We start from the raw sequence: 17,658 nt of genomic DNA, 5'->3' as shown, positions 1-17,658 counted from the left end.
TAGAATTATAGTTGCTCTAAAATTGTTGAGGCAGTCTTTTTCCAAGTAAAGTTAGTCATGACTCTTTGCCGTGCATTTTCTACCTTCTGTCTATTGATAATGATATTACTCATTTCTTCTACAGAATTAACAATGAATCCTGAAACCTTATTTTCTATAATACATTCCGGTCCAGGAGCTTTTATGGCTATAACATTGCAATTATGATACATTGCCTCCAAAATGGCCATTCCGAATATTTCATTAGGATTGAAGTTTACTACATAATCTGCTATTCTATAGTACGAATGAATTAGTGCATTGGGAATAGCCCCCACATATTTTATTTTATTATAGCTTTCTTTCTCTGATAACTTATTTATAAAGTTCTCTCTCAAAGGTCCGTTTCCTCCTATATAAATAATGCAAAATTTTTCATCCAGCAACTCTGCCAGTTTAAATATATCGAATGGATGTTTGTCATGTCTTAATGCGCACACACACAGAATGTATGTTTTGTTTTGGGATATCTTTAAATCACTTATTAAATCGTTTTTACTCTTTTCTTCCTTGGGAATTACTGTTTGATCCAGACCTACAGGAGCAACTATTGTATTTTTAACTCCAAGTGCTATTAATTCTTTTGCCATAGCCGGAGTTTTTGCGAAGACACAACTTCTTTTTAATGCTTTGATATTTCTAAGGGTGATTCTATCTAATATTTTTCTTATAATAGGATTAGGGTTGCTACTTTTGATTGTACCAATATAACAATAATACTTTATATTTTTTTTGATGCAATAATATATTGCTTCAGGCACATATAGTAGATTGTCTGTTTGCAGATGTAAAATGTCTAATTTATAAGACCTGAGTAAATCAAGGTCAACTATGGCGTGATGGGCTATCCTAAAACGATAGGGTAGGTATATTTTTTTAATGTTAGAGGTGAGATTTACCTCTGAGAAACACTTAGAATCATGTTTGTTTAGCCAATAAAAGATGTATACTTTGTGACCTAAACTTTCAAATGCTTGGGCCAATCCTATTTCTTGTGCATTGTATGTGCCGTTAGTCCATTCTCCATAATCTAAATGAATATAACCTATTCTCATATACTTGTTAAAGTTGTTGAAGATTAAATATTGATTATTATTCGGGTGATTACTTCCCAGTCTAATTCATGTAAATACGATGCCATCTTTTTTCGTTCTTCTTTAAGTTTTCCCGGATTGTGTATGCACCATGCCATTTTTTCTTTTAGTGAGTTGATATCGTTCACTTTGCAGAATATCCCTATCTCTCCATTATTTAATTGTTCTTTTAATCCTCCCGTTTCACTTGCTATGATTGGCGTGTTATATTCCAAAGCTATCGGAATTACTCCTGATTGGCTTGCGTCAATATATGGAAGTACGACGATCGTGTTGGGTATGCTGAAATATTGACCGATTTCGTTATCCGGTATATACCTGTTGATGATCGTTACATTTGGGATATTTCTGAATTCTTCTCTATATTCTGCAAAGTTTCCACTACCTGCTATGGTTAGGGTTATATCAAGGTGAGGTGTCTGCACGAGTTCTTTATAAGCTTTTGCTAAAAGCTGTATTCCTTTGTATTTTTCAATGCGTCCAAAGAATAAAAAGTTAATGGTCTTCTTATCCATATAGCTGTGGTCAGACGGAAGAAACGTTTCTTTTTTCCGATATTCACTCATGCGGCCATGTGGCATATAGTGGATATGCTTTTCTGAGAATCCAAAGTTTTTCTTTACCAATGGAATAAAACTGCGAGTTAGAACAATGATTTCATCGGAAGATTTTATATAGTGAGATGTCAATATCTTTTCTGATATCTTTACTCCGGAATGGTGTATGGGGTCGTGGCAAATTGTTATTCTTTTGGCTTTTACACACTTTAAAATACTACTGGCCCATGGATGATAAAAAGTGCTTATGGCGTAATCAAATTGGAGACTTTTATATCTCGATTTGATTTTAAGCTTTTCTTTCAAAAAAAATTTAAAGCTTGCTTGTATGGCTGTTTTTCGTGTACCTGTATCAATAAAGTATACTTCTTTAAAGAGTTTTTCTGTTTCCCAATCTATTCTGTTTGATATTTTATGAGATAAAACGACATATATATTACATCCGTTCAATGCCAGCCCTCGTGCCATTTCCAGTGTGAATACCGGGCCGGCTCCTTCTTTGAAAAGAAATGTTATCAGGATATTTTTCATTCAAATTTTAGTGATCAGTAGGGTAACTAATTTTTGTTTAGATAATATTTTTGTTTTTCAAGTATAGTCTTATTCTTTTAAATAATGGATTGTTTTTACTTCGGTCCCATATATATTTTGTTAGCTTAAAAATAAATGTTTTGCGCCGTTTTAATTTCTTCTGTTCCTGTTCCGGTAACCAAGAACCCATGTATAGGTGAACGCATACCGTTTCAGGAGATTTATCCCAATTTCCGAAATAGTCCATTGGATTGAAGAAAGTCTTAGGGTAAATATTTATATTTTCTATTATTTGCTTGGCATTATTTCGCCTTAGGCCATATTTCTCTGATAGAAATTGAGTTGTTATATTGGCGTTAGACTCCAACTTGTTCACAATATTAAGGTCAAACTCTTGGTCATAATAGTCTAAAAGCTCTTTAATGATTTTATTATTCTTTTTGAATCCCATGACCCCCATAGATAATATTTCATCTCTTTCGAATCCCATAAAAGCTTCATTAGATATAAAGGGATTCAAACTTTTGTATAATTGAATATCTGTGTCTAAATAAATGCCACCTTGCTCATATAAAACTTTGAGGCGTACATAGTCAGCTACAAATGCATACTTTTTCTGTTTGTACGCTTCTTGACACCATTTATTTGAAGTAATATCAAAAGATTGTTCGTCCCATAATTTAAACTCATAATCGGGGAGATGCTTGTGCCATGATTTTATACATTTCTTTACTAAGGGAGGAAGATCATTTTTGCCAAACCAGCAATAGTGTATCGTTTTAGGAATTGTAAGAGTATTCATTTTATTGGTATCTTATTGATTATAAGTCGTATCCCCATTTGTTGAGGAGAAGTCCTGCCTGTTCTTCTTTGTCTTTAGATGATTTTTGAGAGAATAAAATATTGGAAACTGGACTGTTTTGCAATAAAGTCTTATTCTTTTTTATGTATTCATCATAGGTACAGATGATGCGTATGGGATTTCCACATGCCACTGAATTTTCTGGAATATTTTTGCATACAACACTTCCTGCTCCTATAATAACTTTATTCCCTATGGAGGTATTTCCTAAAATTATAGAGCCATGGCCGATAAATACGTCATCTCCTATCGTTATTTTTCCAACTTTACTGTATCCTAATGGTCTTTTTGTACTAGCGTCATGGGCTATAAGTGTAGAGTGGGTTATAGTTACATTATTACCTATGGTGATAAGATGGCTAAAACATCTATCGATAAAAACACTATAAAAGTTACAGTTACTTCCAATTTTGACTCCTAGGTTTCTATATTTCTTAATTTCAGATTGCTGTGTGAATAGTTTCCTTATAATCTTATTGATGATATTCATTTTTATATAGTATATTTTAGTTGACAAAGTATTGTATATGATCTTTTCCATTGTATGAAATAACCTTTCCCGGATTTCCTACAACGACTGCATTATCGGGGATATCCTTTACAACGATGGCTCCACTACCTATCATTACATTATTTCCGATTCTAACCTTTCCTATGATTTTTGCTCCAGAAGATATTACTACATTATCTCCAATGATGGGAGCGCCTCCTTTAGGACCTCTAACTCCGCCGATTGTAACTCCATGATATATAGTACAGTTCTTTCCTATAGGAGCAGTACTGTTGATAACAATACATGAAAAGTGTGCAAAACACAAACCTTCTCCTATTTGAGTTCCGATAGGTAATTGGATCCCTGTCAAATATTGATTGTGTTTATGTATCAAAAACACTATTCCATATAATAGTTTAAAGAATATCCCTTTTTGGCGGGCTAAATAGCTGCCTATTCTGAACCAAAAGGTGATGCGGAAAGAAGCGTTGAAAAATAGGTATTTCACCCCCCCCCCATTTAACTTTTGTTAATCTATTTAAATCTGATTTTATCAGATATTTACATTCTTTGAAAGTCATCTTCCGATACAGCTGTATTCAAATCCTAGATTCTTCATTTCTTGCGCATCATATATGTTACGTCCGTCAATGATTAGTGTTTTGTTCATTGATTTCTGCAATACACCCCAGCTTGGCAGACGGAACTGTTTCCATTCTGTTATTAGCAGCAATGCGTCTGCGTTTAGAATCGCATCATACATATCTGCGGCATACTCTACTGCCTCTCCTATACGGCGATGGCATTCATCCATTGCTATAGGATCGTATACACGTACCTTGCATCCTGCTTTGAGTAATTCGTCAATTGTGACCAAAGCCGTAGCTTCACGCATATCATCTGTTTCCGGTTTAAAAGCCAATCCCCAGATGGCAATGGTTTTTCCTTTTAAAGCTCCTCCATAATAGGCTGAAAGTTTTTTAAATAGAATGCTTTTCTGACTTTCGTTTACTTCTTCCACAGCTTTCAACACTTTCATTTCGTAGCCATTTTTTTCGGCCGTTTTTATCAATGCTTTTACATCCTTGGGGAAACAACTACCTCCATATCCACATCCCGGATAGAGAAATTTACTTCCGATACGGCTGTCTGCTCCGATGCCTTTACGCACCATGTTCACATCCGCACCCATCACTTCGCATAGGTTTGCGATATCATTCATGAAACTGATACGTGTGGCCAGCATTGAGTTTGCCGCGTATTTTATCATTTCTGCCGAAGGAATATCAGTAAAGATAATCCGATAATTGTTCATCATAAATGGCTTGTAGAGTTTACTCATAAGCTCTTTGGCTCTTTTTGATTCTACGCCCACCACTACCCGGTCGGGGCTCATAAAGTCTTTGATGGCGGCACCTTCTTTCAGGAATTCCGGATTCGAAGCCACATCAAATTCTATTTCTACTCCTCTCTTATCCAGTTCCTCCTGAATGGCTGCCTTGACTTTCTTTGCAGTACCAACGGGTACGGTCGATTTGGTAACAAGTATCAGGTACTTCTTCATATTCCGGCCCACTGTACGGGCAACTTCAAGTACATAGGTCAGGTCAGCACTGCCATCTTCGTCCGGGGGAGTACCTACCGCACTAAAAACAACATCCACATTGTCCAGGCATGTTGCGATATCTGTGGTGAAATTCAATCTGCCCTCCCGATGATTACGGAGTACCATCTCCTCCAACCCCGGTTCATAAATAGGGATTTGTCCTTGTAATAATCTTGTTATTTTTTCTTCGTTCACGTCTACACAAGTCACGTTGACTCCCATTTCCGCAAAGCAAGTGCCGGATACTAATCCGACATAGCCTGTACCTACTACTGCTATATTCATACTATTTTCTTTTTTCCCAAATTTGTGGAATGAATAATCTTAAATGTATAGTGAAATAATGAAGACACGCCGGAAAGACTCCATAATGTTTTCTCTCAAAATAAAAGTTTTCTTTAGGATGGCCTCCTAAGGGGGAGTGAAAGACCCTTATCCTTTCTTTTAACGGATAACTTGAATTACACCATTTGGCCAAACTGTTATGTTGTTCGCAAGTACCGATATACTCTTTTGATTGATAGGATTTTATTCCTAGCTTCCCAGCTCTCAGCCCGTAATCAAAATCTCCCAAAGCATGACTATAAGTATAGTCCAGATTCCCGATTCTTTGGTAAACATATCGGGGAATTAGAACGACATTGCCATTAAAATGTTGGCATATTTGTAAACTTCCATTTGGAGGGATAATGCCGTTATTGTTTCTACCTCCATAAGTGGGTTTACCATCTTTTTCAGAGCATGTAGCTCCACAAATGATTGCTTCATCTTTAACTGAAATGCTATCGTTTAACAGTCTCGAAATACTATTTGGATAGATGAATGTATCGTCGTTTAGCCATAGGTAATAGTCGTATTTTTTTCTTCCGGCTGCTTCTTCCCAAGCCCTATGCATTCCCCGGTTCCAAAACAAATTTCCTTTCGAATGGATTATGTTTACTTCAGGGAATTCTTGTGCGACAGCTTCCGGTGTACCGTCTGTGCATCCGTCATTGGTTAGATAGATGTCAACGCTATATCCTTGGATAGGGAGTTGTTTGTAAAGATTGCCAAGGCATTGGAGTGTTTTCTCTTTCCGGTTAAAAACGGTGAGTAGAACCGCTATTGATTTCATTTTCTTTTTGTGTAGAGTTTGAATATTTTTGTAGCGTTGGTTTGCATATCATATTTTCGGTGCACTAATTTCAGTCCGTTATCCGTTACCCTTTGCTGCTTCGCTGGATCGTTAAACAGAGACAATACTGTTTGCGCCAATAAATGATAATCTTCTTTTATTAATATGGAACATTCTTCTTCTTGGTTGAAGTCATGTAATCCTGGTACATCATAGAGGATAGTCGGTATACCACATGCCAAACACTCAATAGTTGTAATAGGAATACCTTCGTGCATACTGGGCATTAAATAGATATCAGATGCTATTAAGTATTTTCTAACATTAGTCTGGTTACCACAAAAGCGAATGTAGGATGATACATGTAATTGCTGTGCCAACTTTATTTCTTCTTCTAATGATTTGCCATTTCCTAAATGTAAATAAACCGCATCAGGATACTTTTGGGTTATTTCGGGTAATGCCTTAATGATATCCGTATGTCGTTTTATGGTACTGCATCCACCTACGGATATCAAGACCAGAGCATTTGGGGCAATATCCAATTGTTTTCTGACTTCTTCTTTTTCTCTTTCTTTGGCTGGAAAAAAACGGTTACTGCCATACCAATTATAAATAAGAGTTGTTAGGTTGTGGTAGTGATTGAGTTCATTAGTGAATACAGAATCACTGATGGTTTGAAAAGTACATCCCAGCAAATGTTTTGCTGACCAACGATTCCACCAATGGAGTGGGTATGAATACCAATTTGATTTAAAAACGTTGTGGAATGTATATATAGGCTTGCATCCTGCTATCCAGGCACAATACGATATGCTCCACCGAATATTAGCCCGATGGATATGTACTATGTCAAATTGGTTTTGTTTTAGGAATTTTATAAAGTGATGTCGATATATCCATTTCTGAATGATTCCGGAGTCAGGATATGGCTTATGATAAACAGTATATCCTTTTCTTTCAAAGTAAGGTGAATATTCTCCTTGTTCATTTCCTGTTGCAACAACAGATAATTCTCCTCCAAGTGCTTGGAAAATAGATGCTGCGTCTACATACATGATTTCAGCTCCTGAAAATTTTAATTCATTTAATACATGGAGAATTTTCATTTTTGAAAAGTTTATGTGTTAATTATTTGAAAGATATATTTCATTTGTTTCCTTAATTTCAGATTCCTGAATTGTTTGTTTTTTTAAGGGAACAGAATTGCTTTTGAGACATAGGTAGCTATAGAATACCATAAAAAAGAGTGCTGGATTCATAATATTAGGCTGTCCTAATCCCATATTAATTATAAGCAGTATTCTGATAAGGATATCCCACTTGCTTTGGCTTTTATGGTATATACACCAAAAACTGAAACCAAATAGAATACTAAATGGAAAGATACCTATGGCTATAAGGAGGCTTAAAATGCCTGCACATCCTTCTAAATTTAGGCTTTTCATTCTATCATATCCCAGTCCAGCCAGGGAAAAAGGCTCTTTTTCTATTAGTTCGATGACTTCTGTAATGCTTTTGGTTCTGGCTCCTCCTGTTCCTTGTGTGAAGTCAATGTTATGCTTTTCTGTATTAAATATCTTATCATAAACAGCTTTCTCTATAAAATTGTGTCCTAATGGAGTGACTGTCAAAAATAAAATGACACCGCAAAGGCCTGTTAGGAAATATCGTTTTATCTTTTTATTTTTATAATTTTGGGGATGTAGCAGATAACAACCTATAATGAAGATGAACGCGATGTATCCGCTGGTTGAAAGTGTTGTCAATAGAGCAATGGTAAGAATCGCTATATATTTTTTTTGTCTGTTTTTCGCTATCAATCTGGAATGAAATAAAGAAAAATATAGAGCGACAGTTAACATACATTGGAATTGGCCGGGTTCACCGAATGGGCCACAATTTCTATCTGAGTGGAGAAATACAAAATTATACACTGGGCTGGTATAGCTATAAAGCATGCCGCCTACCGAGTATGAAGGTAACAAATAGGGAAAAAGAGGGCTGACAACATTGAATCCCCATATATATGTAAGAAAAAATAGGATGATGCTGATGGCTGCTAATAGATAGGCTACTTGTAAGAAACGCTGTAATACATGTCTTTTATCAATGTGGATAGTTGTATAGATAAGTAATAGTATACAAATGATTCTGAGTGAAGTTCCTAAACTAAGGTCAGAGAAAAGTATTGGTAGTAATAAGGAGATCGAAAGTACTCCTATGAAGTATGAAAAAGTTGTTCCTATGAATTCTTCTTTTTTGATAAAAAACAAATAGATAGAGCAACTAATCAGCATGGATACCAAAAATAGGTCTGCTCCTATATATATGGGTAACGCCATTCCACCCAAAGAGAGCGTACAGTATATCAAGATATATTGTACTGTGGCAAGGAGTGTGGAACTTTCTGATTGTTTAGATTGTACGCGTGTCAAAATCATAAACTATTTAACTGTTTTGTATCGAAAGAACCGTCATTCTCTACTAAAATCCAATCTGGGGATAAGGGATATCCGTGCCAAAAGATGCGTGGACAAATCTTAATCCCATTGTTTAATAAGGCCGGCTTATACGAAAAAGAACTTTTGCTGGTTATTAATAAGTCTGCGTATACCATATGTAGAAAAGATTCTTGAGCTCCCATGTACAAACACCAATGTAAATTGGGATATTTGAGAAATTCTGTATAGCTTTCGGGTTTTCCTTGAGAGAAAAAATAAATGTGGACAGGACGATTCGTGTGTAAGTTATCCACTGTTTGTTTTAAAACTTTGTCAAAGTAATCATTACTCAAGAATCTCATACTTAAATTGGGATTGTTTACGTCTGATAGGATATCTCCTCGACGTACATGAATGGCAATGTTGAAATTCTCTCTCTGATAAATAAGTTGGTCTTTCTTACGGGCCGGGGCCGAATAAAATTTTTTCTTCAGTGCCGGCATGATCCCATATTGTTCCATGTAGAATTGATCTTGTTCGGCAATGAATACTATTTTCTTATTTTGATAAGATTGTATTATTTTCTTGTTTAAATTGACCTCTGTGGCCTTTTCACTGTTGAACAGAGGAAGCTTACGGATTTGATATCCTTTACGTTTTAAATCTTGTATAGAAGGTTCTCCTTCACCAAATCCCAAAAACTCTTCCCAAATAGGATTGCTGAAGGGCAGATGTGCGAAATTTAGGTTGAATTGCTGAGCGTACCAATAACCCGCTATCCAGTTAGCCATTTGATGACCGATTCCTGCATCTGGGTTAGGTCTTGCCGTGTAATATGATTTATCATTGGGAAGATACCCCGTCTCTTGTATTGGATGAAATAGATAATGCCAATAGGATCGGTAAATATAAGGATAAATATTGTGGCTTTTAGCTTGCCGCATGATTTGATTCCAGATATGTTTCTTGGATTTTCGTATGAACTCTTTGGTTGTCATTTTTTATATAGTTATAAATCTTCGATCCCAATTCACTCCTTCTCGGATTTGTTTCGTTGGTAATCCTGCATTTAGAGTGTTCGACTTTATATTTTTGGTTACTAATGAGTTGAAGCCTATGATCGCGTTATTTCCTATGTTGACTCCTTTAGCAACTTTACTATCTTTCCCTATCCATACGTGGTTACCTATAATGATAGGACAAGATGGATTTATGATTTCGCCTTGCTCGTTATAAATGGGGTGTGAATCAGTATTCCAGAGTTCAACATGATCGGCGAACATACAATCTTCACCGATTGATATGGAGTTTGATTTTCCCATGCATATTAGTTTCAAATAACTACCAAATCTACTGTATTTTTCTATTGAGATATTACAACTCTCTCCTCGGATAATAATCTCTGATAGAGTCATTCCATTGATTTTCTGTATGTTAATTTGATTGTTGTTGCCGATGACTTTAATTTTTGTCGCTGAAAATGGACCTTGGAGATTTATTTTGTTGTTGTTACCGTTGACTTCTATACTTGTCCTTTTTAGGATGGAGTGTCGTATATCAATTTGATTACTTGCTGAGCTATTGGAGAAATGTCCGAAGATTATTACGCTGTCATGGGTATGAATACCTTTTAATTTGGACCAGTATTTGACTGTTATAAAAGACAGTACTTGAATAAGTGTTTTTTTCATAATGATTTATTTTACCAATAGCATGCGTCTTCCACTTGGTTCGCATTTAGCGGAATGTCATTTTTCTTAGGACGTATCCAGTGTTCATTCATTAAAGATAAGTAACTTCCGTATGGGATATTCCAGGCTTTTACTCCATAGTCTGGATTTTCCCAACGCTTTCCCCGGATACCGAAAAGCAGTTGAAGCGCGCCGCCTAAATGAACGGCTTTTTTCCCTTTCGACTTCACATAAGCGGCAAGTGGAAAACCGTATGCTCCACATCCTAATAAACAAATATCGAAGTTGGTGTGGTCTATCTGTTTTTGCATGTGAGCCAATGCTTCGAACCAGCTGTTGAATCCTGGGGCTTTTCCTCCTATGCTTTGGACCGCCTCGATAGTCGATAATTCAAATAAAGGTAGTATATCCGGATTGTCAAAAAGAAGCTTGCGCCGTTCGTTATATTGTTTTTCAATGGAGCGTGCAAAGGGGTGTATTACCAGTACTTTTTTCCCTTCCAAGGCCTTAGTCCAGGGAGATGCGTCCCAAAAGGGCTCTAACAGCATCAATTTGACTCTTTTCATATCGGGAGCGAAGTTGATAAATTGTTCATTATCTTGCCAACTTCCGAGTATATCTACTTGCGCTGCGCTTTTTAGCATAAGTTCGCAAAATCTTTCAATTTCAGTCAAGGTCAACGGGAAGAATCCGGCATTATTGTTCAGGTACTGCCATGTCTTCGTATTCCACCATAGATCAGGTGTTTTTCCTCTAATGTATGAAACAATGTCCTTTCGTTTGCTCTTAACTCCTATATAATTTGCTGTTACACTTAACTCGAATCCACCGAATCGCGCAATCATGCAAGGGCGATCATCCGATAAAAGATTATATATCATTTGAGAAGATCTTTTAGGGGATGTCTCTATATAACTGGTATTTATTGGAACGGCTGGATATAACATGGTATATGTTTTGCGCAAAGCCTTTAATAAGTATTCAAAAGGGATATGCATCTTTTTTTAATTGTTGTGTGTGATTCTGTTCTTTATTATTGATATTAATTCTTGGGTTGTTTTTTTTTCTTCGTTGTTGAGAACAAGACACCATAAAGTGACCAAACTGAATAAGATCGTTGTAATTAGGGTGATTCCCAATTTAACGATTCCTTCCGTCAGGAAATAACTGGGCAATATTCCTGAACCCACAATGATAACTGTGAATAATAGGCAGGGCAATAGTACTTCGCGTGTGTAAGTCGCGTAGTTGGCATTACATTTCTTATGGAAAAAATAAATAGAAAAAAGACCTCCTATGATGCCGTTGCAAAGTATCCAGGCTATATACATATAATAAGGTGGATAATGGAAATGAAATAATAGGGCAGAGAGTATGATCGGCAGTAACCCTAATATGCTTTTTACCAGTGAATAGCCTTTAATTTCTCCTTGTGCCGCAATGCTGCTTCCCAACGTTATGGTTAGTTGTTCTATCAAGCTTCTTAACAGTTGAAGGCGACAGAATACAATTGTCCATTCAGGTGTTGATTTCAGCCAAATTTTTAGAATATAAGGAGTTTCTATGATGAAAGGAATAGCGAATACTGCTAAAATAATGTAAGCAAACTTGCTGCCTGTCATGCTTGCTTTGAGCATCAGGGCTCTGTTTCCACTTCCTTCACTTTTAGCGATAACTGGGTTCAAGGCTTTTAGCATTGTATTAGAGAAGACCATTAATTGTCCGGAGATTTGGTTGGCGATGCCTTGGGCTGTGTTTAAAAGTGCCCCCCAAAAATTGTTTAGTACTATACCTAATCCATATTGAGAAATCATGCTGCTGGTTACCCCTATCAAGTTCCATCCGGCGAAAGAAGTCATACTTTTCATTAGAGAAGGGCTAAAGTACTTTCGAGGAGTGAATGTACATTCCGTGTATTTATGATGACAATAGGTCTGCATGATGATTAACATAAAAATGGAAACCCCTGTGGTCAGCAGGGCGTAGACAATTAGTTTATCTTGTAGTGTGTAGACGATGATGATCGCGATGAGAAGTTTTAGTAATGAGCCGATGATACTGATTATTGCATAGTATTTCATATTTTCGTGTGCATTTATCACCGCATCATAAGGTACGGTGATTATAGTAAAAAACGTGCTGGCTATTAGACTACCGTATACAACTTGAGCGGCTGAAATGCGGTCGGTCGGAATGTTTAAAATACCATTAAAAAAAAAGTACCCCCCAATTATCAATAGAACGGATGCTATAGTGGCTATTATTAAATGTAAAATTAAGCTGGTATTGAAGATTTTCTTTTTAATTTTTGTATCTCCACTACCTTCTGAATAAGACATGAAGCGTTGTGTGGCGCTGGCCATAGCTGCATTCAGAAAACCAAGCATACTTATTGCGCCTCCGATTATGTTGAATATTCCAAAATCAATGGCTCCCAATGTGTTGAGTATTACGCGAGTGGTATATAACGAGATAAACATGGTAATACCCATCTGAGCATAAAGAAATCCTGTGTTTTTTACGACACGGTTGGCGGTAGAACTCATAAATCGTTTTATGGTGCGGCTTATTGTATTTTATTCTGTCTTTTGAATATCTCTAATTCTTTTTCCGAATAGTAAGAAGCTTAAAATATGGTTTGAGTAAATGGCTTTAGCAACTATACAACAGGTATAAGAAATAGGGATGGCTATTATTAGGGAAATCAAAAATAAGATGAATGGATTTATACTTTGAATATAGACGTTTATCATCCCGTCTCCCAGTTTGCACAGATAAAACTGGACTATATATATTGCCAATGATTGTGTGCCGAATAATTGCAATATGCTTTTGACTCTTTCATTGAATTTGAATTTCCGGCAAAAGTTTAATAAGAAAATAAAGCAAAAAGTGGATATTGTGATTTTATAAATATCATCTATTCTATTGCCTGCGAAATTCCAGTGAGTGGCTAATATGAAGAATAATAGAAATGAAAAAGTATAAACCGATTGTTTCGAAATGAAGCGTTCTATAGAGGGAAATTTTGCGATGAAACATCCTAAATAGAAAGCGTAGGTAAACATGATTAAGTTTATTCCTTCGATATTTATATAGACGGAAATTAATGTCAGGAGAATAACCGGAATTAAAGCTAAAATAGTATTGAAGAAATTAGTTCGGCTAAATTTGTTATATATTAGATTAAATATTCCATAGTATACCAAGATAATGAATAACATTTTTAGAAACCATAATCCTGGATTTTGCAATGTCATTAGTACTTCTTCCCACGATAATATTTTCCATTCTTCTTTTAGTAAATAAGGATTGACCAATAGTGACCACGTTATTAATGGAAGTGCAATGGTTATAAACTTCTTTTTTAGATATATAAAGTATTGATGGAGCGTTTCAATCCTTGTGACTTTTTGAGTGATATACCCACTAATTGCGAAAAAAAGAGGCATATGAAAACTATAGATGAATTCAAATACAGGATTCGAAGTGGGAAAGCCATTAAATTGTATTAAGTGTCCCATAACTACGAGAATGATAGCTATTCCACGCATGTAATCAACATATTCGATTCTTTGTCTTTGTTGCATATGTTTTTATGTTATGTCCGTTTGTCTGACGTTTTTTTATCTATTAATATCCTTCATCTCACCGCCTCCATCTTTCCCACTCTCTCCACGAACCCCACCGGCATATCCACATGGGCGCAGCCCAGCATATCCAGCCTTACCGCCACCTTGCTTTTGCCGTTGATGGTCACCAGCTCGCCTTCCAGTCCGGCGAGGGGGCCTTTGATGACCCGCACCTGTTCGCCGGGGGCGAGGGGGGAGGAGCACACTTCGATGGCTTCTTCGGAGTAGTCGAGCATGAAGCGGAAGCGCTCCATCTGCTCGTCGGGGATGACAGCGGGGGTGCTTTGTCCGCGCAACACCATGTAGCGGCTGACGGACGAGAGAGTCAGCACTTCGGCCCGTTCTGCCGGGTCGACGTGTACGAAGATCATCATCGGGATGACTACGCGCTCTATCTTTTTGCGGCGGTCGCTCCATTGATGGATTTCTTCCTGCACGGGCAGGAAACTTTCGATGCCCATTGCCGTCAGGCGGTCACGGGTTTTCTTTTCGTGATAGAGACGGACGTAGGCGGCAAGCCAGGATTTCATGTCGGTTGGGGAGTATGGTTTGAGAAAGGGGAGGGAGGGTCGCTCCCGGATACGCTACGCGGTTACCTGTTACAGTTGTCTGCTTGGGTAAACCGAATCTTACGTTTGATTTCGCTGCAAAGATAGATATAAATTTACTAAATACAATAAATTGTTCATTAAAATAGAAAAAATAATAAATTTTTAATCTTTGGATCGTACTTTTGTGAGTTTTAATAATTAACATATATTTCAAATTTAATGATTATGGAAAAAAAACTACAAGTTAAAGAACTCGAATGAATTGCTTAGAGAGTTGTCCGGACAGGTGTTTGCCCTGGTGCGTGAGCTTCCCAAACCACTCTCGAGGGAGGAGATGCGGGAGATGAAACGGTTGTGCCGCTTCCTGAGTAACACGGTGAAGGATCAGGAGCGGAAGCGGGAGGTGAGAAAATAAATTCGGGTGTTAAAAAAAGCCGGGAGGCGGACGGTGAAAGTGGCGTGCGGGTGGGTGTGGAGGCTTTCCGGAGGGGCTTTTACGGCGGTTTTAACATTCGGAAGTGTAAAAAGTTTGTTGTTCTTTTGCATCATGGTTCATCGCGGAGGATGCGGAGTGGAAAGGGTTTTGCTTTGTGCGCTTGCGGCGGATCGGGATTAAAAACATTAAAATTTAATACTCAATGAAAAAGAGAGAGTTTAAAATTTCCTTTTTCCTCCATGTGTGGGAAAAGAAAGCGGAAGAGATTTCGTTGGAAGAGTTTCATAATGACCTCAGGGGAGCACGCTGGAAGGTGCTTGTCGAGTCGTACCGGCGGTGGATGCGAACGGGCATGATCGAGGAGGCCAAGAGGTTGAAGGGTGCCCTGAATGCAGTGGTGGTAGCCGGCAAGTGCCGGGGCGGACATGCGGCGAACCAGGTGGGTGAGCTCAGCGGACTGGCGTTGTTCGACTTTGACCACTGTCCGGAGAAACTGTCCGGAATGAAGGAGAAGGCCAAGGCGCTGTCATACGTGGTGGGGGCTTTTGTCAGCATCTCGGGTGAGGGGTTGAAGCTGATTGTGCGCATCGATGCGGAGAATGCCGGGCAATACGTGGCGGCTTATCCTGTCGTCGCCCGTGAGTTGGAGCGCGTGTTGGGTCATCCTTGCGATATGTCGTGCCGTGATTTAGGGCGGGCGTGTTACGCTTCGTATGATCCGGAGGCGTATTATAATCCCGCTGCCGGGGTGTTTCCGTGGCGGGAGCAGGCGGACGGACTGTCGCAGGCGGAAGGGGAGTATCCTGTGCAGGCGGTGGACGGAGCTCGTCCGGCAGGCGTTAATCCCGAAGCCGGGAACGGTTTTATACAGGCTTTCCTGAGCGATTTCGATACCCGCAATCCGTTTGCGACGGGAGGGCGGCATGCGTTTATGTTGAAGTTGGGACGCTATGCCCGGTATAAAGGTTTTTCGCCGGAGGAAATGCGGCTGTTGCAAAAAACAGTGGTTGAGAAATACGCGCAGGCTGATTTCGGAAGCGGAGAGATTGAGAAAACGTTATTCTCTGGTTATCAGTATGCTTCTGTCAGAAAGGCGGACGCTGTGACGACCGATTTGGGTCCAAAGGTCCAAGGTCCATTCTATGGGATGCCCGAGGAGGAGGAAGAAGAGGATTTGGAGGATGTCTTGTTCGGAAAAAGTGAAGGATTCCGGCGGGATGCGCCTTATTTTCCCGACGAGGTATTTGATCATCTGCCTGCCTTGCTGGCCGAAGGGGTAAAGGTGGCGGGAAGTCCTCGTGAGCGGGATATGTTGCTGGCGGCCATGATTGTCAATATCAGTGCGTGCCTGCCCGAGGTGCGTCTTTTGTACGATCAAATGTATTATTCTCCGCATCTGTACTATATGGTGATAGCCCATGCCGGGGGCGGAAAGGGAGTGGTGGGGCTTGCCGGAATGCTGCCTGCCGAGATTCATAAGTTTTACGAGAAACAGAATGATGAGGTGCGTCTGGTGTATGATAAAGCATTTTTCGAGTGGGAGCTGGAGCTGAAAAAGGCGCAGGCGGAGAAGCGTTCGCCGGACTTTTCGCTGCGTCCCAAAGATCCTGTCCGTAAATTGCTGACACTTTCGCCCAATGTGTCGAAGAGTCTGATCATTAGCGCTTTGGAAGAGAGCGGCAAGTTGGGGTGCTGCATCAATGCTACGGAGCTGGACATGGTGTCGGGCGCTATCCGGAATGAGTGCGGAAAGCACGATGATGTATTCCGGGCTGCTTTTCAGCACGAAGTGGTATCGGCCGATTTTAAGGTGAACGGGCGTCAGGTGGTGGCTCGCCATCCGCGTCTGGCTTTGTGTCTGGCCGGCACTCCCAATCAGTTGGTGCGTTTTATTCCTTCATTGGAAAATGGGTTGTACAGTCGTTTTCTGATCTATACGGGCCAGAGTGCCTGGGAGTGGCGTTCGGCGGCTCCGCGGGCGGGGTGCGAGGATCATCGCGCGGTGTTTGTCCGTCTGAGTGCCCGTCTGCTCGAGTTACATCAGTTCCTGCTTCAGTCTCCCACGGAGGTTACGTTTACTCCGGAGCAATGGGCGGAGCATACATTGCGGTTTTCTTCTCACTTGTCTGAGGTGGTGAACGAGCGGGATGACTCGCCGGGTGCGATCGTGCTCCGACACGGGTTGATGGCGAGCCGGATAGCCTGTGTGCTTACGGCGTTGCGGAAGGGGGAGTGTGCTTGGGCGATGCCCGAATATGCATGTTCTGACGAAGATTTCCATACCGCCATGTTGATGACGGATGTGTTGCTGGAGCATAGCTTGCTGCTGTCTACCTGTATGCAGAAAAGCGAGAGTAAGCCGAAGCCTTTAAAGCCTTATTTCAGATTGCGTCCGGTATTGCAGTCGATTTCAGGAACTTTTACTTTCACCCAAGTGGTGGATAAGGCTGTGGGGATGGGGATTCCTAAAACCACTGCTAAACGGCTTTTCATGAAGACGGTCGAGCTTAAACTCGTTGTAAAAGAGGGTGATGTGTATCGAAGGACGACTCGGAGCTGGGGAGCGGGCATCCCATAGAATGGACCTTGGACCTTTGGACCCAGAAAG

The 17,658-nt window shown here is 39.4% G+C and carries 17 protein-coding genes; 2 read left to right on the top strand and 15 right to left on the bottom strand.

What is annotated here, in order from left to right; genetic code table 11:
- Positions 1 to 5: 5 nt before the first annotated feature.
- From FDF36_RS19990 to FDF36_RS19920, 15 genes are all read right to left on the bottom strand, one after another.
- Positions 6 to 1,094, bottom strand: coding sequence for a glycosyltransferase family 4 protein (locus FDF36_RS19990; protein WP_220392533.1), 1,089 nt, complete (start codon positions 1,092 to 1,094; stop codon positions 6 to 8).
- Positions 1,095 to 1,117: 23 nt separating this feature from the next.
- Positions 1,118 to 2,221, bottom strand: coding sequence for a glycosyltransferase family 4 protein (locus FDF36_RS19985; RefSeq protein WP_220392532.1), 1,104 nt, complete (start codon positions 2,219 to 2,221; stop codon positions 1,118 to 1,120).
- 37 nt (positions 2,222 to 2,258) lie between these two features.
- The gene (locus FDF36_RS19980; RefSeq protein ID WP_220392531.1) at positions 2,259 to 3,023 is read right to left on the bottom strand and encodes a glycosyltransferase family 32 protein; all 765 of its coding nucleotides are present in this window, start codon (positions 3,021 to 3,023) and stop codon (positions 2,259 to 2,261) included.
- 19 nt (positions 3,024 to 3,042) lie between these two features.
- On the bottom strand, positions 3,043 to 3,624 hold the full coding sequence (locus FDF36_RS19975) for an acyltransferase (protein WP_226777330.1): 582 nt from the start codon (positions 3,622 to 3,624) through the stop codon (positions 3,043 to 3,045).
- Positions 3,590 to 4,084: a serine O-acetyltransferase gene (locus FDF36_RS19970; protein WP_220392530.1), complete on the bottom strand. Its 495-nt coding sequence runs from the start codon at positions 4,082 to 4,084 to the stop codon at positions 3,590 to 3,592. Before FDF36_RS19970 ends, FDF36_RS19975 begins: the two co-directional genes overlap by 35 nt.
- Before the next feature lie 69 nt (positions 4,085 to 4,153).
- Positions 4,154 to 5,467: a UDP-glucose dehydrogenase family protein gene (locus FDF36_RS19965; protein WP_220392529.1), complete on the bottom strand. Its 1,314-nt coding sequence runs from the start codon at positions 5,465 to 5,467 to the stop codon at positions 4,154 to 4,156.
- A gap of 1 nt (position 5,468) precedes the next feature.
- Entirely contained in the window at positions 5,469 to 6,296 is an 828-nt protein-coding gene (locus FDF36_RS19960; protein WP_220392528.1) for a glycosyltransferase family 2 protein, read from the bottom strand.
- Positions 6,293 to 7,405, bottom strand: a complete 1,113-nt coding sequence (locus FDF36_RS19955; RefSeq protein ID WP_220392527.1) for a glycosyltransferase family 4 protein — start codon at positions 7,403 to 7,405, stop codon at positions 6,293 to 6,295. The genes FDF36_RS19960 and FDF36_RS19955 overlap by 4 nt, the downstream gene beginning before the upstream one ends.
- 18 nt (positions 7,406 to 7,423) lie before the next feature.
- On the bottom strand, positions 7,424 to 8,740 hold the full coding sequence (locus FDF36_RS19950) for an O-antigen ligase family protein (RefSeq protein ID WP_259281483.1): 1,317 nt from the start codon (positions 8,738 to 8,740) through the stop codon (positions 7,424 to 7,426).
- A complete protein-coding gene (locus FDF36_RS19945; protein WP_220392526.1) occupies positions 8,737 to 9,738 on the bottom strand; it encodes an O-fucosyltransferase family protein in 1,002 nt (333 codons plus the stop codon). The genes FDF36_RS19950 and FDF36_RS19945 overlap by 4 nt, the downstream gene beginning before the upstream one ends.
- 3 nt (positions 9,739 to 9,741) lie before the next feature.
- Positions 9,742 to 10,431, bottom strand: a complete 690-nt coding sequence (locus FDF36_RS19940) for an acyltransferase (RefSeq protein WP_220392525.1) — start codon at positions 10,429 to 10,431, stop codon at positions 9,742 to 9,744.
- An 11-nt stretch (positions 10,432 to 10,442) separates the two neighbouring features.
- Positions 10,443 to 11,429 carry a hypothetical protein gene (locus FDF36_RS19935; protein ID WP_220392524.1) on the bottom strand — a complete coding sequence of 329 codons (987 nt, stop codon included), beginning with the start codon at positions 11,427 to 11,429 and terminating at the stop codon, positions 10,443 to 10,445.
- 6 nt (positions 11,430 to 11,435) lie between these two features.
- Positions 11,436 to 12,977 (bottom strand): MATE family efflux transporter, encoded by a 1,542-nt coding sequence (locus tag FDF36_RS19930; RefSeq protein WP_220392523.1) that lies wholly within the window; start codon positions 12,975 to 12,977, stop codon positions 11,436 to 11,438.
- Positions 12,978 to 13,007: 30 nt separating this feature from the next.
- The gene (locus tag FDF36_RS21560; RefSeq protein ID WP_220392522.1) at positions 13,008 to 14,021 is read right to left on the bottom strand and encodes an acyltransferase family protein; all 1,014 of its coding nucleotides are present in this window, start codon (positions 14,019 to 14,021) and stop codon (positions 13,008 to 13,010) included.
- Between the two features lie 53 nt (positions 14,022 to 14,074).
- Entirely contained in the window at positions 14,075 to 14,593 is a 519-nt protein-coding gene (locus FDF36_RS19920) for a UpxY family transcription antiterminator (RefSeq protein WP_005779880.1), read from the bottom strand.
- A 283-nt stretch (positions 14,594 to 14,876) separates the two neighbouring features.
- Here FDF36_RS19920 and FDF36_RS19915 point away from each other — a divergent pair, with 283 nt between their 5' ends.
- Positions 14,877 to 15,029 carry a hypothetical protein gene (locus FDF36_RS19915; RefSeq protein WP_164932435.1) on the top strand — a complete coding sequence of 51 codons (153 nt, stop codon included), beginning with the start codon at positions 14,877 to 14,879 and terminating at the stop codon, positions 15,027 to 15,029.
- A gap of 223 nt (positions 15,030 to 15,252) precedes the next feature.
- Complete coding sequence (locus FDF36_RS19910) at positions 15,253 to 17,628, top strand: DUF3987 domain-containing protein (protein WP_220392521.1); 2,376 nt, start codon at positions 15,253 to 15,255, stop codon at positions 17,626 to 17,628.
- The last annotated feature ends 30 nt before the right edge of the window (positions 17,629 to 17,658 follow it).

The organism is Bacteroides fragilis (genome assembly GCF_019583405.1).
In the GTDB taxonomy this organism is placed as follows: Bacteria; Bacteroidota; Bacteroidia; order Bacteroidales; family Bacteroidaceae; genus Bacteroides; species Bacteroides fragilis_B.
The sequence above is the reverse complement of the archived record's forward strand: the minus strand, read 5'-3'. Positions and strand labels throughout refer to the sequence as shown.

Excerpts from the sequence above, each read along its gene's own strand:
- FDF36_RS19950 (WP_259281483.1), bottom strand. The coding sequence starts at position 8,740 with ATGATTTTGACACGCGTACAATCTAAACAATCAGAAAGTTCCACACTC.
- FDF36_RS19935 (WP_220392524.1), bottom strand. The coding sequence starts at position 11,429 with ATGCATATCCCTTTTGAATACTTATTAAAGGCTTTGCGCAAAACATAT.
- FDF36_RS19990 (WP_220392533.1), bottom strand. The coding sequence starts at position 1,094 with ATGAGAATAGGTTATATTCATTTAGATTATGGAGAATGGACTAACGGC.
- FDF36_RS19975 (WP_226777330.1), bottom strand. The coding sequence starts at position 3,624 with ATGGAAAAGATCATATACAATACTTTGTCAACTAAAATATACTATATA.
- FDF36_RS19945 (WP_220392526.1), bottom strand. The coding sequence starts at position 9,738 with ATGACAACCAAAGAGTTCATACGAAAATCCAAGAAACATATCTGGAAT.
- FDF36_RS19955 (WP_220392527.1), bottom strand. The coding sequence starts at position 7,405 with ATGAAAATTCTCCATGTATTAAATGAATTAAAATTTTCAGGAGCTGAA.
- FDF36_RS21560 (WP_220392522.1), bottom strand. The coding sequence starts at position 14,021 with ATGCAACAAAGACAAAGAATCGAATATGTTGATTACATGCGTGGAATA.
- FDF36_RS19985 (WP_220392532.1), bottom strand. The coding sequence starts at position 2,221 with ATGAAAAATATCCTGATAACATTTCTTTTCAAAGAAGGAGCCGGCCCG.
- FDF36_RS19940 (WP_220392525.1), bottom strand. The coding sequence starts at position 10,431 with ATGAAAAAAACACTTATTCAAGTACTGTCTTTTATAACAGTCAAATAC.
- FDF36_RS19930 (WP_220392523.1), bottom strand. The coding sequence starts at position 12,977 with ATGAGTTCTACCGCCAACCGTGTCGTAAAAAACACAGGATTTCTTTAT.
- FDF36_RS19910 (WP_220392521.1), top strand. The coding sequence starts at position 15,253 with ATGAAAAAGAGAGAGTTTAAAATTTCCTTTTTCCTCCATGTGTGGGAA.
- FDF36_RS19920 (WP_005779880.1), bottom strand. The coding sequence starts at position 14,593 with ATGAAATCCTGGCTTGCCGCCTACGTCCGTCTCTATCACGAAAAGAAA.
- FDF36_RS19980 (WP_220392531.1), bottom strand. The coding sequence starts at position 3,023 with ATGAATACTCTTACAATTCCTAAAACGATACACTATTGCTGGTTTGGC.
- FDF36_RS19965 (WP_220392529.1), bottom strand. The coding sequence starts at position 5,467 with ATGAATATAGCAGTAGTAGGTACAGGCTATGTCGGATTAGTATCCGGC.
- FDF36_RS19960 (WP_220392528.1), bottom strand. The coding sequence starts at position 6,296 with ATGAAATCAATAGCGGTTCTACTCACCGTTTTTAACCGGAAAGAGAAA.